The organism is Moraxella boevrei DSM 14165, assembly GCF_000379845.1.
In the GTDB taxonomy this organism is placed as follows: domain Bacteria; phylum Pseudomonadota; class Gammaproteobacteria; order Pseudomonadales; family Moraxellaceae; genus Faucicola; species Faucicola boevrei.
This window is the reverse complement of sequence record NZ_KB903771.1, coordinates 1-23,180: the sequence shown is the minus strand read 5'-3', so window position 1 is coordinate 23,180 and position 23,180 is coordinate 1. Positions and strand designations below refer to the sequence as shown.

The 23,180-nt window shown below is 39.6% G+C and carries 21 protein-coding genes; 19 read left to right on the top strand and 2 right to left on the bottom strand.

What is annotated here, in order from left to right; translation table 11 throughout:
- Positions 1-2: 2 nt before the first annotated feature.
- The 13 genes from A3G3_RS0101190 (at position 3) to A3G3_RS0101130 (ending at position 16,708) form a co-directional block, all read left to right on the top strand.
- Positions 3-7,607 (top strand): NUDIX domain-containing protein, encoded by a 7,605-nt coding sequence (locus tag A3G3_RS0101190; RefSeq protein ID WP_019518716.1) that lies wholly within the window; start codon positions 3-5, stop codon positions 7,605-7,607.
- A 57-nt stretch (positions 7,608-7,664) separates the two neighbouring features.
- Entirely contained in the window at positions 7,665-8,096 is a 432-nt protein-coding gene (locus tag A3G3_RS0101185; RefSeq protein ID WP_019518715.1) for a hypothetical protein, read from the top strand.
- Positions 8,097-8,151: 55 nt separating this feature from the next.
- Positions 8,152-8,970, top strand: a complete 819-nt coding sequence (locus A3G3_RS0101180; RefSeq protein ID WP_019518714.1) for a hypothetical protein — start codon at positions 8,152-8,154, stop codon at positions 8,968-8,970.
- A gap of 61 nt (positions 8,971-9,031) precedes the next feature.
- Complete coding sequence (locus A3G3_RS0101175) at positions 9,032-9,310, top strand: BrnT family toxin (protein WP_019518713.1); 279 nt, start codon at positions 9,032-9,034, stop codon at positions 9,308-9,310.
- A complete protein-coding gene (locus A3G3_RS0101170) occupies positions 9,303-9,515 on the top strand; it encodes a hypothetical protein (RefSeq protein ID WP_019518712.1) in 213 nt (70 codons plus the stop codon). Before A3G3_RS0101175 ends, A3G3_RS0101170 begins: the two co-directional genes overlap by 8 nt.
- A gap of 73 nt (positions 9,516-9,588) precedes the next feature.
- Positions 9,589-10,326 carry a hypothetical protein gene (locus A3G3_RS0101165; protein ID WP_019518711.1) on the top strand — a complete coding sequence of 246 codons (738 nt, stop codon included), beginning with the start codon at positions 9,589-9,591 and terminating at the stop codon, positions 10,324-10,326.
- Positions 10,327-10,339: 13 nt separating this feature from the next.
- Positions 10,340-10,516, top strand: coding sequence for a hypothetical protein (locus A3G3_RS14415; RefSeq protein WP_019518710.1), 177 nt, complete (start codon positions 10,340-10,342; stop codon positions 10,514-10,516).
- Positions 10,517-10,531: 15 nt separating this feature from the next.
- The gene (locus A3G3_RS0101155; RefSeq protein ID WP_019518709.1) at positions 10,532-10,723 is read left to right on the top strand and encodes a hypothetical protein; all 192 of its coding nucleotides are present in this window, start codon (positions 10,532-10,534) and stop codon (positions 10,721-10,723) included.
- Entirely contained in the window at positions 10,716-11,108 is a 393-nt protein-coding gene (locus A3G3_RS0101150) for a hypothetical protein (RefSeq protein WP_019518708.1), read from the top strand. Before A3G3_RS0101155 ends, A3G3_RS0101150 begins: the two co-directional genes overlap by 8 nt.
- Complete coding sequence (locus tag A3G3_RS0101145; RefSeq protein ID WP_019518707.1) at positions 11,105-11,323, top strand: hypothetical protein; 219 nt, start codon at positions 11,105-11,107, stop codon at positions 11,321-11,323. The genes A3G3_RS0101150 and A3G3_RS0101145 overlap by 4 nt, the downstream gene beginning before the upstream one ends.
- Positions 11,304-11,906, top strand: coding sequence for an N-acetylmuramidase family protein (locus A3G3_RS0101140; RefSeq protein WP_019518706.1), 603 nt, complete (start codon positions 11,304-11,306; stop codon positions 11,904-11,906). The genes A3G3_RS0101145 and A3G3_RS0101140 overlap by 20 nt, the downstream gene beginning before the upstream one ends.
- Positions 11,907-11,969: 63 nt before the next feature.
- A complete protein-coding gene (locus tag A3G3_RS13875; RefSeq protein WP_019518705.1) occupies positions 11,970-14,210 on the top strand; it encodes a hypothetical protein in 2,241 nt (746 codons plus the stop codon).
- An 11-nt stretch (positions 14,211-14,221) separates the two neighbouring features.
- Positions 14,222-16,708, top strand: coding sequence for a hypothetical protein (locus A3G3_RS0101130; protein ID WP_019518704.1), 2,487 nt, complete (start codon positions 14,222-14,224; stop codon positions 16,706-16,708).
- On the opposite strand, the gene nadS is transcribed toward A3G3_RS0101130, so the two are convergent.
- Together nadS and A3G3_RS0101120 are read right to left on the bottom strand one after the other, a co-directional pair.
- The gene (gene nadS, locus A3G3_RS0101125; protein WP_019518703.1) at positions 16,700-16,990 is read right to left on the bottom strand and encodes a NadS family protein; all 291 of its coding nucleotides are present in this window, start codon (positions 16,988-16,990) and stop codon (positions 16,700-16,702) included. The genes A3G3_RS0101130 and nadS overlap by 9 nt on opposite strands.
- On the bottom strand, positions 16,980-17,327 hold the full coding sequence (locus A3G3_RS0101120; protein WP_019518702.1) for a type II toxin-antitoxin system RelE/ParE family toxin: 348 nt from the start codon (positions 17,325-17,327) through the stop codon (positions 16,980-16,982). The genes nadS and A3G3_RS0101120 overlap by 11 nt, the downstream gene beginning before the upstream one ends.
- A gap of 123 nt (positions 17,328-17,450) precedes the next feature.
- On the opposite strand from A3G3_RS0101120, the gene A3G3_RS12855 reads away from it, so the two are divergent.
- From A3G3_RS12855 to A3G3_RS13870, 6 genes are all read left to right on the top strand, one after another.
- Positions 17,451-18,356: a hypothetical protein gene (locus A3G3_RS12855; RefSeq protein ID WP_019518701.1), complete on the top strand. Its 906-nt coding sequence runs from the start codon at positions 17,451-17,453 to the stop codon at positions 18,354-18,356.
- Positions 18,356-19,306, top strand: a complete 951-nt coding sequence (locus A3G3_RS12850) for a hypothetical protein (RefSeq protein WP_019518700.1) — start codon at positions 18,356-18,358, stop codon at positions 19,304-19,306. Before A3G3_RS12855 ends, A3G3_RS12850 begins: the two co-directional genes overlap by 1 nt.
- Entirely contained in the window at positions 19,303-19,800 is a 498-nt protein-coding gene (locus tag A3G3_RS0101105; RefSeq protein WP_019518699.1) for a hypothetical protein, read from the top strand. Before A3G3_RS12850 ends, A3G3_RS0101105 begins: the two co-directional genes overlap by 4 nt.
- 8 nt (positions 19,801-19,808) lie before the next feature.
- Positions 19,809-21,356 (top strand): hypothetical protein, encoded by a 1,548-nt coding sequence (locus A3G3_RS0101100; protein ID WP_019518698.1) that lies wholly within the window; start codon positions 19,809-19,811, stop codon positions 21,354-21,356.
- A gap of 19 nt (positions 21,357-21,375) precedes the next feature.
- Complete coding sequence (locus A3G3_RS0101095; RefSeq protein ID WP_019518697.1) at positions 21,376-21,819, top strand: hypothetical protein; 444 nt, start codon at positions 21,376-21,378, stop codon at positions 21,817-21,819.
- Positions 21,820-21,828: 9 nt separating this feature from the next.
- Positions 21,829-23,180 (top strand): phage tail-collar fiber domain-containing protein (locus A3G3_RS13870; RefSeq protein ID WP_211207535.1); only part of this gene is annotated, 1,352 nt, incomplete at its 3' end.

Genomic DNA, 23,180 nt, shown 5'->3' with positions numbered 1-23,180 from the left:
AGATGTTGCAAGGTTTAGCAAAAGCAAAAGCATTAAAAGAGTTGCAAATGCTGGTCAAAGACAAGGCGAGCCTAAAAGGGCTTGCTTTGGCAAAAGCATTAAAACGCCAAAATGAGTTGCGGTCAGATTTGGGTATGGGTAAAATCACGCCTGCCAACACTAACCCCAGACAAGAATACGCCGACACCCTATTATTCAACAAAAGCGGTCAAATCCTACTGGCACAGCGTTCTGCCAAAGATGACTTTAAGCCGAATAAATGGTGGATTGTTGGCGGTAAGATTGAACAAGGTGAAACCCCAAAACAAGGAGCTATCCGTGAACTTGCGGAAGAAACGGATGTTAAATTGTCTGATTTGACATTTGTGGAAAAGGTCAATCTATCAACTGGCAGTATTAGCCACCGTTTTGCAGGCGTGGTCAAAGATGACACGCCAATCCACCTTAAAAAAGACGAACTACAAGCCTATGCGTGGGTGAACACCGATAAGCTGGGCGAGTATGAGTTGCTTGGGACTTTGGGGGATTTGCAGAAGTTGGTTGAAAATGGGTTTGATTTGATTAAATTTGAATTTGTGCCTAGCGGAAAAACACCGCTAGACCCAAACGAAATACAGCCTTTGCACATTGACGACCCAAGCAAAACGAAAAAAGCGGTTGAAACATACTTAAAACAGTTTAAGGACAAATATATCACAACCGTTGATGGGAAAAATGTTGTTTTTAATAGCAAAGGGCGTAATCATTTGGCAAATGATGTTGTTTTTGGTGATGAAATGGTAGCACAAGTCATTGAAAAAGTTGCCGAAATATTAACACAAGGCAAGTTTATAGAGCGACAACCATTAACAAAAGTCCGTACGAAAGATGACTATGTTGCTTTTCATAAATACCGCAAATGGGTATTGATTGACAATGCGGAAATTCATTTGCAGGTCAAAGTCGCAGAATTGACGGACGGCAGTTTTGAGATGGGAAATGGCTTAATTGCGTACAGTGCCAAAAATGCAGAATATGAAGATGAGAAAAAGGCGACTACACCACCAGTATCGCCATCTTTTGATGGTTTACTTATAAACAGCGGAGATTGTCGCCTTTTGAACAATAATACCGCATTTGATAAAGTAAGTCAAGAGTATAATCAAATAGGCAATTTGACAGATGAGTATATTTTTATTGAGATTTTGGAAGTAAGACCGCTTGGTGCAACAAATATCAAAAATCAAGCCCCCTTTGACCGCACCCACATTGCCATACCACGCACCAAAACCACCCGCCAAAAAGCTAATAATGAGGCATTTGCTATTTTGGATAAGCTGGACAATGGCGAAATCACGCCTACCGATTTAACCGATGATGATAAACAAATTTTGGCAAAATATAGCGGTAATGGCGGAGCGTTAAAAGGGCGAGACGGCAAAACTGGCTCGGATTATGAATATTACACGCCTAAGGAATTGGCAACAGGAATGTGGGATTTAGCCAAAGAACTCGGCTTTAATGGCGGGCGTGTGCTTGACCCGTGCTGTGGTACTGGGGTATTTACCGCTACCAGTCCCGACAATGTGTTAATGGATAATATTGAACTTGACGAAACATCAGGCAAAATTAGCCAATTGCTCAATGACGGCAACCGTTCAACGACCACCATTAGTCCTTTTGAAAAAATCGTTAATAGCTATGATGACGGTGATGATGATAACGGCTTTGATATGGTGATTACCAATGTGCCATTTGGTGATAACTCAGCTCGTGGGGCGAACAAATTACACGATACCGCTTATCAAGATGCCAGTCTTGATTACTATTTTATCATGCGAACGCTTGAAAAGCTAAAATCAGGTGGTTTAGCGGTGTTAATGACTGCCCCTAGCACTATCACAGGCAAAGGGGCAAAACAAATTGAGTTACGCCAAAAAACAAGCCGTATCGCTGAATTTTTGGGGGCTTATCGCCTACCAAACAGTATGTTTACTGATACTGGGGCAGATGTATCAGTTGATGTAATGGTGTTCAAAAAGTATAACACGCAGATGATTGAAACGATTAACAACCATTATGAAAATGGCAATATTGAATTACTACAACAGGCTGGCGTGTTGTGGGACGATTATTTAAGCGGTCATTACTTTGTTCACCATAAGAAAAATGTATTAGGTACAGAAGTTCAAGCAAAAAATCGCTTTGGTGATGATATTGTAAAGGTCCAATCGGATTTATCACAGGCTGAAATTGCTAAACTATTTAGAAAATTTGATAGTCGTATTAACTGGGAATTGTTAAACACCACGCCAGCCGAAATCACCTATAAAGACGGTGATGTGGTGTATCGTGGCGGTGTGCAGTATATGATGCAAGACGGATTATGGCAATCCCAAACTACCGAAAGTAATGATGATGATGATATATTGTATCAAGATATGTTGTCAAAATTAGATAAATCTATGCGTATCATTGAACATGGTATTGGTTATGATGATGTGGTAGCAATGACAAATTATTTTGCCAAAAAATCTATCAATAGCCAATCGTTAAATGATGTTAAAACCCTACTTAAAAAAGTAAAAAATGATACCGAATGGCAGATTTACCATACATCACAAGCAATCAATGATGTATTGGCTAAACATGGTTTAGAATTTAGCTACCGCACCGAATACCCACTTTTAACCGAGAAAATGCGTGATGTGGTGGTTCTCGCTAAAGGTGGTTATCAAGGTATTATTAGCGTTGCATTAAAAAATATTAAGCTACACTACAACAAAGGTAATTATAGTGATGTTTGGAACGGTAATATTCAGACAGCTGTTGAACAAGATTTAAATATTGTTGGTTCTCTATCAAGCAAGATTGCTCAATTGCAATATAACAACAAGTCAAAATATATCAGTTTGGATAACTTTAAACAAATCGCCCCCGAAATTGATGTTATGGCTGATGATGATTATTTTATTGCATCTGATGGTCAGTCTGTCATTCAAGCCAGTGATTTTTTGGTAGGTAATTTGCAAGAGCGTTTAGATGATTTGGATAAGCAAATTGCTGAAGCAGTAAGTGATGAGATTAAATTAAAGCTCATTCGCCAACGTGCAAAAGCAATTAGCGACTTGCCAGTCATTGATATTCGTAAGATTACTTACGGATTGCGTAACCCACTTATTCCTGCTGAATTTAAGGCTCAATTTTTGCGAACTGTTACATCAATGACGGTTGATGTTGTGCAAAATGACAGTGGTCGTGATGTGGTAAGTATTGACGGTAAAACGGTGAGTAATCAAGATAAAATTGCTAGACGGATTGGGTTGGCGTTAGAAAAAGACCAACGTTTGACATTGGGCGGTATGAAGATAGACGGCTTGGACGAAAAACAAGCCTTAGAATTACTCAATAAAACCTTTAATGAATGGAATGTTCAGTTTAATGCGTGGGTGAAAGCAAATGACCGCCTAATGCAGTTATTAGAAAACAAGGTCAATGACCCCAAAAATCGTTATTTTACCCAAAATGATGATGAAAGCAGTATTGATATTCATGGGCTGGCAAGCCATATCAAATTGCATGGTTATCAAAATGCTTTTGTGCGTAATCAAGGGCGATTATTTGGTGGTATTAATGGTTTTGGTGTAGGGCTTGGTAAAACTCTATCCGCCTTAGCCAGTGTGCAACACGCCCATAATATTGGCTTAAAGAAGAAAACCTTGTTTGTTGTGCCAAAGTCGGTATTGTCAAATTGGCGAAAAGAAGTGATGAATGCTTATAGCAATACCGATGACTGTATTTTTATCGGTTTGCGTGAAAATGGCGAAAATTTTACCGTAAAATCCAGTTTGTTTGATGAAGATTTGCTAAAATGTATCAGTGGGCAATATCGCAAAATCTTTTTGACCTTTGAGGCCTTACAACGCATTAAACTACGAGAAAAAACGGTTGATAGCTATATAAACAGTTTAACCGCATCGGATAATTTGTATCAAGGGGCAAATTCAGAATCTAAAAAAGAAAGCGAACGGGCAAAAGGCGTACTTGCCATCCTGAAAAAAGAATTAACCTACAATGGCAACGCCCCATTCTTAGAAGATATGGGGGTTGATAGCCTTGTGATTGATGAAGCACACGCCTTTAAAAACTCTGCTCAAGCAAAAACGGCTGGTCGCACCAAATACCTAAGTAGTCCAAACTCGTCATCTCGTGGGACAGACGCACAAGCGAAAGCATGGTATATTCGTGGCTTGTCTGTCAATAATGACGGTGTACAAATGCTGACTGCAACACCAGTTACCAATTCGCCACTGGAAGTTTATTCTATGCTTTCGTTGGCAGTTGGGCGTGAACAAACCAACCGTATGCTAGGCGGTATTAATGGGGCGGACGATTTTATTCAATCTACCTGTGTAATTACCAATGAAATCATTGATAAAATTGACGGTACAACTGGTAATGCGGATGTGTTTATGGGTTTAACCAATATCAATATGCTAAAAAGTGCAATTAATCAAGTTACTACCGTTAAAAATGCAGAAGATATCAAAGGAATGTCGGTGGTTATCCCAGAACGAGAAAGTGTTTCAATTGGCGTAAAATTGTCAGGTAGCAGTATTCAAGAGTTAAAAACACTACAAAAAGCCTATATGTCTGCTAAAAGTTTTTTGAAGTCAGGCAACAAGTCTGATTTAACGGCTGAATACAGTGCAATAAAAGCAAAATTCAATGAATCAGATGAGCTACTCGCTCACCCTTTTAACCTGATTCGTAAAATGGAAGTGTTGATTAGTGATGATGATTTTAGCGACAATTGTACATTCTATGATATTGATGAAAATCAATTAAATTTGGTTAAGAAATCAATTGATGAATTTAATAAAAAACCACCCAAAGACACACGAACACGCTTAAGTAGTTATACTCAATCGGAGAATGTGCAAGAGAAATATGATGATGACGGTTCAATTAAAGAATATGAAGTTGTGGTGAATGCGGATGTTATCGTACATAAAGGGCGAAATCGCATTATGCTTGATAGCATGGATTATCATATTCAACAGCGATTTGAAGGTATTTGCGAAAAAATGGGCGTGAAGCTTGATGTAACCATTTCTGCCAAAATTTCAGCGTTATTAGAAAACATCAAAGCAGAAATGACGAATAAACGTGGTAAAAGAAAAGACGGTACGACTTCTAACATTGTCAAACAAATCATCTTTTGCGACCATTTACATTTACACAGTAAGATTGTACGGCTTTTGGTGGATAAATGCGGTATTGCCAAACAAAAAATAGCCATTATCACAGGTCAGGTCAATAGTGAAGCGGACGAAATCATTGATGTACAAAATGGCTTTAATGCCATGGACGATGAAAACGTTTATCAAATTGTGCTTGCCAATAAAAAAGCAGAAGTTGGCATTAATCTACAAATCGGCACGCAAGCCATTCACCATTTAACCACAGGCTGGACACCTGATAGCTTAGAACAGCGTAATGGGCGTGGTGCTAGACAAGGCAATCATACCGAAAGTGTGAAAATTTATTATTATGATGCTGATGGCACGTTTGATAGTTTCAAACGTGAAATGATTAACAAAAAAGATGAATGGATTAGTGATTTATTGCAGGGCGATAAACAGGTAATTGAAGTGGCTGGCGAGTTATCTAAAGATGACCAAAACGCACTCATTGAAAGTATTGGTGATGAAGACGCTATTCAAAAATATTTGGCCCAGCGTGATGAAGCTGAAAAACAGCACCGCTTGGATATGGCAAAGCTTGATCAACGTATTAATATGAACACCATTGTAGCTCAACAAGATGTTTTGAAAAAAACATACCAAAGTGAGGTTGAAGCCCTTATCAAAAAATACTTAACTGACAAGCCAGCCAAACAACTGGTACAACAAGGTGTTATCAATAAAAAAGACGGCTCGGTTACACCAATTTTGCAGTTTAATGGCAAGCAGAAAGAAGCCTTTAATGTATTTAAAGAAGGGCTTGAGAAGGTGCTTGATTTGTTTGATTTAGGGCGTTCGGCATTCATCTCAACAGACATTGATGAATTAGCAATGCACCTGATTAACGACAATGCTTACAGCTTGGGAACGACAAAAAAATTAGGACTGGGTAGTGGTGGTTATGATTATGTCGCAACAATTATCCGTTCACTGGTTGGTGGTTATGATAATTATTCTTTGGTTAAAGGTGATAGAAGAACAAGTGATTTACTTGATAAAAATACAGAATTTTACGATGAGTTTATGCACAGACAAGAAATGGCTCAAAAACTTATCGATCAGTCAATTCAAGCCATTGATGAAGTTGCACAAACACAGGGTGGATACCCTATAGGAAGCGGACAAAAAATTGCAGATAAAACGGCTGTTGTGGTTGGTAATGTGTTTTTAGAAATTGGCGATATCCTTATCAGTAATGACAATGGTCGTATTTATGTGGTAACGAATACTGATATCGGTAAGGCATGGGGTAAAGGTATTTATAAAAACGGTGAGCGTGTTTTTAGTACATCAGAAGTCTTGAATGCTTATGAAGTATCTGATAAATATGGTGCCATTGAAGAGCAAGCCATTAGTAATTTTACACTTATTCAACAAAATGATAATCGTTATCTGGATTTACTTAAACAAATGGCTGAATTTGAAGATACTTGGTCTGTGGAACATAATCAACCTATTGATACTTATAGCAGTATTTTATCGCAAGTTGTTGAATTTAAAAATAAGGCACTCTCTTATTCGGTATCAGCCCCGCACAACTATTATGTAGAAGCGTTTGATTTTTCATTTGGTTATTTATTGGGTGGCTCTTGGCTTAAAAATGATACGCCATTTATGCAGTGGTATCATCAAGAATTGCAAAAAAACAATATTAGTTATGATAAAGATACCGAAAAGTATAATTTGCCAATTTCCATTAACAAAACTGCTAAGACGTGGGTAAGTGTTACGAGTGGCTTTATTTCAACCTTGATTGCAGTTTCAAAAGCCAATCAATTGGCATTGGAAGAAAGTGATGTTAAAAAGATTTTTCAGTTGTTGGGAGCGAATACATTTGATTTTGTGCGTGAAGTGTTAGATTTGCAGGGATTTGAAGCCCAGATAGCCAGTTTAAAATCAGATATTATAGCAGGTAAGGTGCAATCGGATGGTAGTTTCAATTGGGCCTATCAAGAAGTGTTAGCAATTGCTGAAAAAAATCTTAAGGTTAAGGTTCATCTTAAAGGCTATGGATTGTTCAATAATGCTACCTTGTTGAACTATGTAGAAGAAGTGCAAGATGTTAAACATGGCGAAATACAAAAGCCTAGCAGTGCAGATATTTTAGTGTCTTTAGAAGAAATAGACGGCGATACGATTTTGGTATTTTATAGTGGTAGTGAAAAACTGCTAGACTATAAAGATGACATTAAAGATTACGCAGTTAAACATGGTGATAAGGTATTTGCTTTCAAAGGTAGAAAAATACCGTATGCCTACAATGCTCAAGACAATCATTCTTGGAGTGTACAGTCAAAAGTTATTAAAAAATTAATTGATGCAAAACCGTCTTTTAAAAAAGCGATAGAAACCAAGGCGATTACATTCAAAGTAAAAAGTTAATTAATATATGACGGTTGTGCCTAGTATAGCACAACCGCCAATTGATAAGGAAAAACCATGAGATATCAATATTTATTTAGCCGTGAACAAATGCAAACAATGACGGATAAAACACGTCAGTCTTATGAAAAAAACCGCAAAGATGACACGCCGTTTTTTGAGTTTGTGCTAAAAACGCTTTATGAGCGTATCAAAAGCGACCCTATCCGCTACCGTGCGTTTGGCATGTACTGGTGGGCGGTCAAAGCGATTTTTATTAAACATGGGCTTGATTTTGGTATTGTTAATTTTGGACAAGATAGCGATAATGAAATCAAAGAATTATATCGTTGCACGACCGATGAGCAAACGTTGGTTATCGCAGATAGTTTTTGGTGGGATATGTATCAGTCGTATATCAAAGGCAATAATGAGTACGAACTTGATAATCAAGGCGGTATTTACATTTTGCGTGATGATGAAATGGAAAGCTTGATAATGGAACGCTAAGCGGTTTAATCGGTGAATTTGCTATAATCATTACAAAACTTTGTAAGGATTTTTTATGAAAAACACACCAGAAGCCACGCTTGCAACCCAATATATCACCGCCTACAACACCGACGGCGGTATATGGGGACAGGCAGGACTAAACCGAAACTTACTCGCCAAAATAGAACCTGTTCATAACCAACATTTAGAAAAAGCGGATAATCGTATCGTTTTTGGTATCTTTGAAAACGCTGAATTTAGCCTTGAAAATCAGTATTCTACCCCTTTTGAAAACTCAAATCCTGAAGGGCGTATGCCCAATCTCATGGGTATGATACAGTCAGGGCAGATTGTCATGCAAGCGGGTGAGTTTTTAAACGCAGGCAGTCCAGAAGTGGAAAATCCCAACGAAGCCAAAACCCCACAAGCCAAAGAAGGCTTGTTAGGCGATTTAGTCGGTCAATTAGGCGAGTTACAAGGGCGTTCATCGTTTACCAAATTAAATAGCGAGCAAATTTACACCTCATCGCATTCGGTCAGAATTAGTGCAACCCTGATTTTATCGGCTTGGCAAGATGCCAAAGTTGAAGTAGAAAACGCCCTACAAGCCTTACAAGAATGGACAGTGCCTATTGCCTTGTCTGAAAATGGCTTATTGGTGAATATGGCAGGTGAAAAGTCGTTAAAAGGCTTGTTTCCGTCTGTTATTCCTGTGTCGGTGAATTTATCCTATGGCGGTAAGCTATATACAGACTTGATAATAGAAAGTCTTTCAGCTCCAATGACAGCTCCTATGAATGCCAATGGCGATAGAATTACGGTCAAGGTTCAAATCAACTTTTTATCTCAACAGGCATGGGATAGAAGTGATGTGCAAGCCCTTTATGCTTGACAAATGGGTTTTCTTGGGATAGGATAGGATTGTATCAATCATACCAATTTGGAGTAATTAATTGCATACCCATGAAAATATTCAAATCGTTTATGACGCCAACAAGGCAAAAATCAATTTGAATAAACACAAAGTAAGTTTTGATGAAGCTAAAATGGCTTTATTTGACCCAAATGCCCTTGTTCAAGAAGATAATGACCATGATGAACCTAGATTTGTGTTAATTGGTATGGCAAATCGTCTATTGGTTGTGGTCTATTGTTACTATGATGATGAAAATTTCATTCGCATTATTTCGGCACGTTTGCCAACTAAAAAGGAACGACAAGTCTATGAGTAATGACAATACAGATGAAATGAAAGTTGAGTATGATTTTAGCAATGCTAAACGTGCTACCCAAATTCCACATCTTAACCGTTTAAGACAACAAAAAGTTTTAGATGACGATGTGGCGTTTTGGTTAGCAAGCCAAGACAGTAGCGTTAAAGAACGTATTAATCAGATGATACGTCAGGTTATGGCTATTCAGCAAGTCGCTTATTGAAGTATTGGAACATACGAAGTAATCATACCCACCCCATTTTACAATATCCTAAATTTATTTTAGGATATTTTTTATGTTTAACAGCCTACCCATTCAATTACGCCATGAGCAGATTTACCTAAAAGAGCTACAAATTGGGCAAATCATAGAAATGGCGAAAATTCCACAAGAACTAAACGAATTACGCATGAATTCATTTTTGGCTTATACCTGTCAAGATGACAGTATTGCCATGCGTTTAACCGTGCAAGAACGCTATTATATTTTGCTCAATTATTTAGCGATTAGCAACAATGACTATATGATAAATACCGATGTTAGCGAGTTTTTTATCAAGGCTAAAACCGCCCCTGATATGGCTTCTGTGAATGGGGTTTATGTCAGTCAGCTACTGGGTAGTCATGCAATTTTGCTACAAAGTAAATGTGAAAATATTTACGAATGGCTGGCAGGCAAGATAGCTTGTCAGTTGTCTGGGGATTTGACCCACTTTTTTGGTGATGAACAAAACCCTGTGATTTGGGAGCATTTGCCAACAGACAATCAAGACACCCTAGAGAATGTATTTCGCAGTCGTTTTGAGATGATTAACCGCTTGACAGACAGTCTATTTAGCCAATTAACCGATATTTATTATCAAGGCTGTGAAAAGTTACGCCATTTGGTGGATATCAGCGTGGATAATGACGGCATTACCTTGCTTGGCAATTCACAAAATCAAGGGGGTGGCGATATTCATATCGCACGATTTCGTCCCACTACTGCATTATCAGACATCTCAAAACGACTTAGCCAACTCATTGCTGAATGAATGCCTTGAGATAATGGAACATACCAATGCCACGCTGTTGGACTGTCTTACAATGCCAATATCATTTATCAAAGATTATAAAACTTCTACCGCCTTTAAATACCGTAAAAAAGCGTTGCAAAACGAAGTTCTTTATAAAGAACAGCTGATAAAACGCATGGATATGATGATTAAAGGGCTTTATCGGTAGGGTTTGGGAGTGAATATGTATCAATTACAACTGTTTGATTTTGACAAACAAACTGTATTAAAAGTGTTTAACCAAAAACCAACTTCTAATGAATTGCGTTTGGCATTGGGTGATTTTGCTGAGCATACCGATGTGTTATTACAAAAACATGAAGCGGTGGTAACAACAGGCGTTTGGCTAAAATTAGTGGAGGTTAACCATGACTGACCATTCAACCAATCGGATTGAACAAAAATTAGACAAGGTACAGGTGGATTTAGCCCAGCTAAATCTAAACTTAGCGGAACTTCGGGCGATTAATTTACGCCACGATGAGTTAAGCCGTGACAATAGCCAAAAAATTGAATCCCTAGAGCGTAGTAATCATGAAATGCAAGGGGCGATTCGTTTGGGTAAATTTATCACTCTGTTTATGTTGTCTTGCGTGGTTGGTGTGATTGGCTGGGTGGTCAATCGTGAGCAAAATAAAGATAACTACGCCACTATGCTAAAAGAACAAATCTTGGATAATCGGCATAGCAATGAGCTACAAAACGAGCGTATTCATGATTTGGCGGTCAAACTTGATGAAATAAAGCGAGAAGCCAGATGAAAGACTTATTAAATTCGCATTTTGTTTTAACAATTTGTTTTGCGACCATGGCATTTTTGATGGTGTCAGGGCTGTATTTTTTAGAAATCCCCAAAGAAAATGTCAATTTAATCAATGTAGCTTTAGGGGTTGTGTTGGGTTGGGTGTCTAGTCCAATTAATTTTTATTTTGGTAAAACTGATAAAAGGAAAAACGATGAGCAAGAAATTAACTGATGAACAAATCCGCCAAATTGCCAGTGATAATGGCTTAGAATTTGCCATTTTAAAGGCGGTGGTTGAAGTAGAAGCAGGCGGTAGCGGTTTTATTCTTGATGAAAAGTCTAAAGCCCTTGTGCCTAAGATTTTATTTGAGCCACACGTTTTTTACAGGCTTTTGGGCAATAAAAAATTGATTAGCATTCGCAATGATTGTATGGCAAAACAGCCAAAACTGTGTTATGCCAAATGGGGGGCTTATCCTTATGGTAAAACCCATGAACAGCACGCTAGATTGGCGATTGCAAGCAGTTTTCACCGTGAAACCGCCCTTGAAAGTTGTAGTTGGGGCTTGGGGCAGGTCATGGGTCATCATTGGCAGACTTTGGGCTATGATAGTTTGCAAGAGTTTATCAATGCCATGTATCAAGACGAGATGAGTCAGATTGATTGCATGGTGCGTTTTATCAAGAAAAACGGTTTATTGCCAAAACTACAAAAAAAGGATTGGAAAGGCTTTGCTAAAGGTTATAACGGTGCAGGCTATGCCAAAAATGCTTATGATGTGAAATTGGCAAATGCTTATCGTAAATATGCATAAGGAACATATTTCTGCCTTGATTGTCAATCATGCCAAAATAGCATTTATTTTTAGGATTGGTTTATGCTAAATTATGACAGTCAAGGCTTTATTTTGGGGATTAATCGTGTTGAGAAACAAACCAAAATCGTATACGATGATACCCAAAAAATCATTGAAATTCTAAGTCATGGCGGTAAAAAACGCCAACAACAATTACAACAAACTGAACAAATTATCCAAAAAGTTAATCAAAATAACAGACAATCTTCAAGTAATAACAGACACGCCAGCCAAAATGCAAGTCGCAATAGTTTGGTACAACAACGTGTTGCAAGACAACAAACAAGATTTCGCCCTGAACAAAACCGCCTTCAGCAAAATACCCAAGATAGCCAATTTGAAAAAGCTGATAAAGCACGCCAGTTTTTTTCACGGCTCAATCATGCCTTAAAACAGCAATTAGAAAATAACATAGATAGCCAAAATATAGACCCCTTGCTAGACAGTGTGAATGAAGTCAAAGGCGTGCTATCGCCTATGGGTAAAATGTTTGGATTCATGTTTAAGGCAGGAGCTTGGACAAAAAATAAACTCTTTGCCAATAAAAAGCGTGAGCCGTTATCCAATGCTGAAGAGCGTCATCAAGCCAATGTGGAAGAGCAGTTAGAAAGGATAGAAAATAACCGTTCTGGTGGTTTTCGCTTAAATCCGTTTATGAAAATGTTTGGCAAAATGGGTAGAATGTTGTGGGGTGGATTGGCAGGCGTGGGGGTTTTTGCCTTAAAGCATGGTAAATCTTTATTAAAGAAATTAGGCGGTACTCGTGCTTTAGGCGTATTAGGAACATTTATCGGTGCTGGCAATTTGGCAATGGACTGGGATAAATTATCTGACAGAGAAAAATCTCGTGGTGTTGGTGGTTTATTGGGTGGTGTTGGTGGTGCTGGTATTGGGGCGTTGATTGGTTCGGTGATTTTTCCCGGTATTGGTACGGCAGTTGGCGGTTTCATTGGTGGCTGGCTTGGCTCAAAGAGCGGTGCAGTTTTGGGCGAGTATGCCCTACCCCATATCAAAAACTGGGTGGATAGTTTAATCAGTTTTGATTTACCAAAACAGTTGTTAGCAAAATTTAGCAATGGTTTATCCGATTTATTCAAAGGCTCAAAAACGGCATTGTCGTGGTTGTATGATAGCTTTTTATCAGTAATTGATAAGATTAAACAAAAAATTACTGAATGGATTGAGAAAGGGCAAAATTTTTTGGATACAGTTGCAGACGGTGCGTCATCACTTTGGGGTGATTTCAAAAATGCGTTGGGGTTTGGTGGGGATTTTAACAAGGTAACATGGCGTGTGGATTTTGGCTCAAAAATGACTTACACCCATGATGATGTTACCTATAAAATGGGGGGTAATGGCAATGGCGTGATTGATTGTTCACGTTGGGTCGCAAAGGTGAATCAAGATACGGTGAAACAAATTAGTCAAATTTTAGGCAAGCCAAAAGCGGACAAGGCGAAGATTTTCGCAGGCACAGCGTCTGAGATTATCCGAACCGAAAAAGAAAAAGGGCGTTTAGTTGCCCATAAAAAAGGTTGGCAGGACTTGGATTTAAGCAAACTACAAGCAGGTATGATAATTGGTGAAAGTCGTGGCAAGCACGCTGTTGGACGTTTTGGTAATATTGGACATATTGTAACCATTATTGACGAAAATGGCGAAAAATATGTCTCTGAAAGTACCAGTGCCAAAGGGGCGGACGGCAAAAGCGGTGTTAGAAAAACAAAATTAAATGACTATGTTAAAAATTTAAACAATAGAAAATTTGATGTGTATGTGGTAGACCCCTATCAAGATATCCGAGCCGAATTAGCAATCGCTCAAAAGTCACCTGAACAACCAAAACAAGAAAACAATCGCAATATTCAAACAAATAATATTTTTAGGTCAAATTCTGTCAATCAAACCACCATTCAAAACACACAACAAACGAACAATCAAGCGATTGTTGCAACAAACAATTATTTATCAAATAATTTATTGCAAAATCAAAACAATTTATCAAACAATCAAACAAAACTACCGATTTCTGTTATCAATGCTACTGGATTACAAGGCTCTACCACCACTCCAACTAACATTAAAACCGCTCAAGCACCTAAGCTAAAAACCACCAATTTGCCAAAACCACCCACCATACCGCAAACCACGACAAAACAAAAATCGCAAACATTGGTCGCAAACAATCAACCATTAGCGAGCAATGACAGGGGGTTGGCTCATGCGGTTAGTGGATTGAGTAATGATAGACAATATGGCTAAAGGATAAAAATATGCAAAATTTAAATTATGACCCACAAGGTTTTATTATTGGTTTACAACGTGTTGAACGGCAAACCAGCTTACTGCATGATGACACCCAAACCATTATTCGGATTTTATCGGCACAAGCACAAACAAGCCAAACCCAATTACAAGGCATCAATCAACGACTAGGGCAGTTAAACCAAACCACAAGAATAAGAAATCAACGTAACCGACAAACTTCTATTGTTGATGAACAAACATCAAGGCAAAGCAATAGACATTTGCCAGCCCCTGCTCGTGAAATTGGTAATACAACAAATACACCCGTTAGACAAAATCAAAACCGCCAAAACACGCCAACAGAGCGACTGCGTGATAGCAATGGGCGATTTACATCACAGGCTGAAGAAGTGAGTTTTATCCAAAAATTATCCGATACGGTGGCTAAAAATGTGGCTGATGTGGGCGTTGATGATAGAAACCTTGACCCATTGGTGGAAAGTATGCACGAAGTCTATGATACCGTGAAACCTATGGGCAAAATGTTGGGGCTGATGTGGCGTATGGGGGCTTGGACAAAAAATAAGTTATTTGCTAGAAAGCGTAATGAACCACTTCCACAGGCTCAAGACCGACATAACAGAACGGTTGAAGAGCATTTAGAAAATATCGCCAACAACGGCAGGCGTGGCGGTTTGTTGGGGTTATTGGCAAAAATGCTTATGGGTGGTTTAGGCGTGCTTATGGCAGGTGGTAAGGGGGTTTTTAAACTGCTTAAAAAGGGTGGTAAAGGTTTAGGCATTTTGGGGACGTTATTTGGCGTATCAAATCTTGCTTATGGTTGGGATAATAAAAGCCATGAAGAAAAATCATCTGGCATAGGTGCGGTTGGTGGTGGGGTCGCAGGGGCTATGGCAGGGGCGAGTATTGGCTCGGTTATTTTGCCAGGTGTTGGCACGGTGGTCGGTGGCTTGTTGGGTGGATGGCTAGGGTCTGAAGGTGGTGAAGCGTTAGGCAAAACCGCAAGCCCCTATCTTGAGCGTTGGACAAATGGGCTAACCAATTATAACCTTGCTGATAAAATGCAAAAAGCCTTTATATTTGGGTTAAATCCATTTTTTAGTGGAGCAAGTGCGATTTTTGAGTGGGTAAAAACCAAAGCCAAAGATTTGTTTAACATTAACTTGGGCGATGCAACGAGTGGGGCTATTCCGAGTGGTGATTTTAACGCTGAATATAGCCAAAACCCAAACGATACAGGTGATAGCACAGGTGGTAAACCAAACAATGTTGCCGTTTATGAAGCTTATAGAAAAGCAGGGTTAAGCCATGAGCAAGCACTGGGTATTACGGCTGAAGTTGGGCGTGAAGGTGATTTTGCAAACAAAAATATTTTTGGCTATCATACCGATGCCGCTAAAGATAAAAATGGTAATAATATTACAAACATTGGTATGTTGTCTTGGAATAGAGAAAGAGCGGATAGACTTAAGGCACATTTAAACACAAAAGGCTTGTTACAAAATGGTAAAATGGTGCAGTCACAAGCGACTATTGACGCTATGGCTGAATTTTCTGTATCTGAAATGAAAGGTGCTTATAAAGGCAAATTAGGCAATTTTTGGGCAAATCCACACGATAATCCAGAGAATTATGCGAAAGAACTTGGTAAAAACTATGTCGGTTGGGCTTATGGTCAAAATAAATTGCGTGGCGGTGCAAGTTTTGACTGGAAGTCGCATGACAATCGCAGACGTGGACATTTAAACAAAACTGCAAGCATGGTTACTGGAAAATCAATCACTTCAAACCAAAAAAACAACAATCAATCCAACAAATTACAACAACTTGCCAGCCAAAGCAATCGTTTTGGTAATAATCGTGTGGTGATTGGTGATAGTATTGGCGTGCAATACAATCAAGTGCATGGCTCAGACAAATCAACGGCGGTCAATGGACAAAACCCTAGCCAAGTGTTAGGGCAAATTCAGTCATTAATCAAGGCAGGAGCGATTAACAAAAACACCCAAGTGGTGTTATCAAGTGGATTGTCTAATGCGATGAATGCTAAAAATTCACTGGATTTGGTTAAACAACAGTTACAAACTTTACAAAAGACAGGGGCAAATGTGCGACTATTGGGCGTTGCGGATAATTTTAACAATAATACAAAATTAGGCTCTCTTACCAACAAAGAATTACAGACCTACGCCCAAGCCTATGGTGCAACGTTTGAAGGCGGTTTTAATTATAATCCAAGCGATAAATACAAAGCCCACCCAGCCAATCGTTATTTTGACGGCAAAGGGTGGAAATCAATAGCTCAGGCAAAAGCCCCCAATGTGTCAGCCGTCAATATCCCAAAACCGCCAAGCATTACCCAAAAACTATCAACCGAAAAAAGCGATAGCATAACCGCTAGCAGTCAAAGCCAAATTCCGCAAAATGTCAGCGATAAAAGTTTGGCGTATGCCATTACAGGCGGTTTGGGTGGTGAGCGGTTTTTAGGTTAAGTTTAAAATATTGGGGTCTTTGTTGATTAAGTTCATCAAAACAATGGCTGTCCCTGTTGGCTTTCTGCGACCTTGCTCCCAGTTTTGCAAGGTTTTAAAACTGATTTTTAATTTGTTGGCAAAATCAATTTGTGAAAGCCCTGTTTTTTTACGAATTTCCTTCACATCTGGTATTTCTACTTCATAAGTAAAAACACGACTAGGGGTGGTTTCGCCTTTGGCGATGCTTAGGGCTTCTTCTAATGAAGCCTTTAAATCATTGAAAAATTCATTATTGCTCATTTTGTATATTCTCTTTAATCGCTGTTGTTAATTTTAATAAGATAGATTTTTCTTCATCGGATAAGGTTGTTTGTTTGGATTTTGGATAGGCAAGAAGCATATAAATACGCCCTTTACTATCCACATAAAAATATATAATCCGCAAACCACCACTTTTGCCACGATTGCCAATGGCAAAGCGTGTTTTTCTAACGCCACCTGTGCCAATAACGATATCACCTTGTTCAGGTTCATTCATTAGACTATCTTGTAATTGTGAATATTCATCATCAGTAATCAAACTTTTGATTTGTTTGGTGAACAAGCTGGTTTCTATAAACTGTAATAGGCGTTTCATCGTCTTTCCTTTTTTTGCTAATTTTATACGCCTTTGGCGTGCTTGTCAATTAGGAACATTGCATAAACTTTCACAAAATCCCCTTTAAACTAGCATTCATTAAAGTTTAAAGGGGATTTTTTTATGTCAAGAAAAACCAAAGCCATAACCTATAACATCAAAGAACGTGGGCGAAAATACAACGGTCAAGACCGCTCCAATGTTGATGTTTTATCCATGGTTGATGCCATTAACTCAAAAGCCGTGCAAGAATTGGTTGCAACGGGCGATTTGTACGGTTATTACGGTCATGAAGTGCGTATGTTACATGGCATGAATCCGCCAGATACCGTGTTTACCGATGACGGACGAGAAATTCGCATTGCCCCTGCTATTCGCACCGTTGAACTCATTGCTGATAAAAACGGTAATGTTACCCACCGTGAAGAGTTTTTAGAAAATGAAACTGGTGAATATGCTTATCAACAATATAAGGCTGGCGTGGGTGGGTTTAGTACCGCCGTGATGTTTAAGCCGTCAGCCAGTGGCATGAGACAGGTGAATGGTTTTTATGGGTTTGATTATGTCAGAAACCCAAATTACCACACCAACAAAGGATTTGGGGCGTTTGACGGCTTGATGTTTGACAGTTTACAAAATCCGACTGATGAACAATTGATGTTAAAAAATGCTTTAGAGCAAAGTCTTATCGCTCAGTACGATAGTATTTATCAGGTCATAAATAGCAAACAAGATATCCAAACCGCCACGCAAATGATTGATTTTTATCAAAAAGAAGCCCTAGCCAGCCAACAGCAGTTAATGGACTATATGAACCGCCAACAACGATTAGCCCAAAAACGACAAAACCGCCAAGAGCAATTATTAGACAGTCTAATTTGTCCGTCTGCTCCTTTTTCGCAATTTTTGGACGAAGTTAAGGCGTTTGATAACATTGGTTTACATCAGATAAATCAAACACCTGATAAACAACTGCCAGAGAAACATATAGATTACAGCGGTTTGTCAAAGATTTTTGGGGGTTATTGATGAACGATAGATACACCAAATCCAGTCTTGAATGTATTCAAATGGCGTGGGCATTATGCTTGCGAGATTTTCGCCAGTGGTGCAAACCTGAAGGTCAGGCGGTTTATCGTTGGAAAACCGCTCCGTTAGAACAGGCGATTTTGGCGTGTCGCTCTAATATGATTGACGATAGCCAAGCCATGTTAAAAGCGTGGGAAGAAAACCAAAATAGCCAAAGTCAAACTCGCTCGGCTTTTATCCCTGTAATGACAACCGCCGTAGCCCCCATTCAAACACCGCCTGAATACGACCAAGTCGTTGGGCGGTCTGCATGGCTTGATGTCATAATCCCGCATGACCCAGAAAACCGAGTCGCACAGCTTAGAGCCATACCGTCTGCTTTGCGTTGTCAAATTGCCTTTTTTTGCCCTGATGTGCATGGGGCAATGATGATTTCTAACCAGTTGTGTGCTTATTTTCGCCATGAAAGCAAGCGTACCTTTGAAGTGGCGTTTGAGTTGGGGTTTGTGGGTGATAAAAAACTCATTGATAATTGGGAATTTCGGGTGCTAGATAATAGCCTTTATCCTGATACCGCTGGTGAATACCAAAATTTAACCATTGTTACGGTGGATTGTACCATTATGGGCGATATTCCGATTATGACAGGGCTTGACGGTGCATGGGATAATGACACGGACACAGGCGAAGTGGGTACACCTGAAAAATGGCAAGACATACCACCTAGCACGGATATTACACCGAAAAAACCAACCAATCCGTTTAAGCCGATTGATTCAGGAGCAACGGTGAATAATCCCTTTAAGCCAGTTACAGGCGAAAAAGCGACAAATACCGAGTTAAATGCAATGGTGATTGAAGCGGATATTTATCCTGATAATCAGCGTATTAAGGCGGATAAACAAAGTAAAGAAATCAGCATTGAAAATTTGCCAAAGGATAAGCCATGAGTGAAAACATTGTTGTGATTGATAGCCGTTGTGCAGGTTATATGGGTGAGCCTGTGCGAATGATTGCGGTAACCATGGCGGATAGCGGTAAAATTTTGGTAGAAAAACAAGCCAATTATCATGAGCCAGTTATCCCAAAAGACAATACCTTGGTGGTAACCGACACACCAAAAGTGTTTTCGCATTGGTCTTTGGCGTTTGATGAAAAAAAACATTTAAAAGAAGTGTTGCAAATATTTTTGGAAGTAAAACGCTCTAATCTTTTGGTGATTAATGATGATATCAGAATGTATAACCCAAGCGATTTTTTACAGACAAAAAAGGTGGGCGAAACAGGTCAGGAATTGGAATTTGACACGTCCATTAATAATGGACACATTGCCATTGTGTTGGCGGTTTGGGGGGCGTATATGGCAAGGCAGGGCTTTATGCTAACCCATGAACAAACCACAGATGACGGCGATGATGATTGGTTAGTACCGTTTAGTGTGTAGGTGTTTTCATGCTAGAAGATTTAAAAACCTTACCTGCATGGTATGAATTTTGTAAACGCTATCGTTATGATATTACACGCTTTGCCGTTGAAGTGCTTAACATGACCGAAGAAGCAGGACAAGCCGTTACTCCACAACAAGAAATGTTATTTACCAGTATTCAAGTACCCGGTAGTAGAACAACGGTGGCGTCTGGTCATGGGACAGGTAAAAGCCGCTCGGCTGGTATTGTCGCCCTGTGGCATTTATTGTGCTTTGATGACAGTATTATGATGTTTACCGCTCCTCAAATCGGACAATTACGTACCGTTGTTTGGAAAGAGATTAGCATTTGTTTGGAGCGATTGCGAAATGGCGTGTGGGGCTGGCTTGCTAATTATATGGCAGTATTTAGCGAAAAAGTATATATCAAAGGCTATGAAAAGACTTGGTTTGTGTTTGCCCAAACCGCCCCAAAACATCAGCCAACCAACATTGCAGGTCAGCATGGCGATAACTACATGGTCTGGGCGGACGAAGCGTGTGGTATTGATAACGCTGTTATGGAAGTGGCAATCGGTGCTTTGACCCATAAAGATAATAAAGCGGTCTTAACCAGTCAGCCCGCTCGTGGCACAGGATTTTTTTATGATACGCATCATAAATTAAGCCATAAAAATGGCGGTAAATGGATTGCGTTAAAATTCAATGGGGAATTATCCCCCATTGTTAGCACCGATAAATTGATTGAAGCCTTATATCAATATGGTGATAGAAATTCACCTGGTTATTTAATCCGTATCCGTGGCGAGTTTCCAGAATTAAAGGGCGAGTTTTTAATCACCCGTTCCGAATTTCAACAAATGCTTGCAATTAAGCAATGTATCAATACCGATGATCGTTTTGGTTATATTATTACGGTGGACGTTGGCGGTGGCGTTGGGCGTGATAGTAGCGTGATTACGCTTGCTAAAATCGTGGATAAGGTTGTCAAAGGGCGTGTAGAGCGTTTTGTGGAAGTACTGGATATTCCGCTTGTGTCAAGCCAAGCCCAGATTAACCAATTAAAAGCCAAAATTTATGATTTACTAGACACCTATCCAGGGGCAATGCTGGTGATTGACCCCATTGGTAGCGGTGCAGGTCTTTGCCAAACGTTAAAAGCAGAAGGCGTGTATTTTACCGAAGTACATTGGGGTGTGTCCTGTTTTAAAAATGCCAATCGCTTGTATTATCTGAACAAACGCTCACACGCCTATGTGAGTTTGGCAAAAGCCATTCAAAAAGGATATTTTTGCCTATCGCAAAAGGTCCAATCGCATTATGGCATCAAAAATCAAATTGAAGAACAAGCGATTAAACTGCCTTATGTGTTTGATGATAAAGCCCGCTGGAAAATGCTATCTAAAAAAGATATGCGAAAACAAGGCATCTCATCACCTGATATTTTAGACACCTTTGCCTTTTGCTTTTTGGAATACGTCAATTATGCCCCTGCCGATAGTGATATGATAGATACTAAGCAAAAAGATAGCCAAGAATGGGATGTTTTAAAAGCAGTTGCCCATGATATATAATCAAAAGATAAGGTGAACGATGACACACATAACGCTACATGCCCCCAAGAATAATTATGAGTCGGTTGGCACACTTAAAATCGGTACAGGCATTCATGCTAAAACACAGATGCTAAATCCAATCGCAAGTTATGAAGCCACCTATGACGCTCACACAAAAACGCTTTACGCCTTTGTCGGTTATGCCGAAGATGTCGGCGTGCATGAAATCGGCGGTTACGACAATATAGGTAATCTTATTTTTATGCTCAGTCACACTGTCGATCAAGTGCATCATCAAGCCCTGTTGCGACTACAAAAAGACACACTATATCTGTTAAAAATCAGTTTGGCGGATAGAATGCCTGTGTTATCGCTTGAAGAATATAAAAATACCGTACTGCCCCATATTAGTAATATCGTTATGGAGCTTGCTAAACAACGTGAAAGCACCCAAAATCCCAGTTATGCCATTATCAGTTAAAGGATAGTTATGTCAAATCCTATTTTATTTAAACTCACAGATGCAGGCAAAAATGCCTTACTTGACGATGCCAACACAGGTCTAACGTTGCGATTAACCCATGTTGGTATCGGACAGGGTAAATACACACCCACGAGCGATAAAATCGCCTTAGATAGCGAAATCAGCCGTCATACGATTACCGCAGGTGGGATTGAGCCTGCTAGCCATACCTTACGATTTAGCACCACACTGTATGCAGACACCGAAACCGAAGTGTGGGAGATTGGGGTGTTTGATGAAAACAATATTTTATTTGCCGTAGCGAGCCGTACCGACAAGCCGTTATTAAAGGTGTATCCTGACGTGGCGTTTGTTGGCTCATTTGGCTTAACGGTTGATGCGTTGGATATCAGCCATGTTCAGGTGGTAGCCGACCCTAACGGAGCTATGGCAGTGGCACTCATGCAACAGCATTTAGCCCATGCTGACCCACACCCACAATATGCGTTGCGTAGTTTGCTTGATGAAGTAAGCAATACGGTGATTAAAAAATTGCAACAACAAGTAGAGCAACTAAAAATCCCAATTGGCGGACTATTTATTACCGAACATCATTATGAAAACAGCCAAGCCATTTATGACGAGCTTGGCTATGGCAACTGGATACGCACCGCCCAAGGCAAGGCAATTGTCGGACAAAATATCAAAGCCACCGACTGGACAGCCCAGCTTGGGGCGACGCACAACTATGCGACAGGCGATGACGTGCGACAAGCTCAAGTGTTTGCGGTGTGGCAACGTGTGCCTGATGACTATTTACCGCCAACTTATCGTGTGTATTGGACATCGGACGAGCAGGGCAATAACCAAACTAGCCAAATCAACGAAGGGCAAAAGGCGTTTTTGTGGGCGGACGTTGCAAATCTCTCCACGCCACAGCCGATCGGGGGTGTGATAAATGGTGATAAGCAAAGTAGCATTAGCATTGCAGGTGGACGTTTTAACTTTCCTGAAAAGATTGACAATGGCAAAACCAAATTGGGCGAGTTTGCTCCAACGGCTATTAGCAAAGACATGACGATTAGCATGGGGATTAGTCTGCCTAATGATGAGCAGGTTTTGGCAGAATTAAGTGTTAAAAATGATGTGGGGAATGATTTCTATGGCGATATTCACATTTCTTTGGACTATCGTGTACAAGGTATGGGGGATGAGATATGGAAAGAACATAGCCAAAAGATAGGTGGTTGGACAACAGTACACCCTATTTTTAGCAAAACAGATGAAAGAAACTTAGCCCAAGCACTTGAATATGATAGTAACAATAAACGTTATTTAGTATTAAAAACTCTGCAAAAAGCATGGGTGGCAGATGAAAT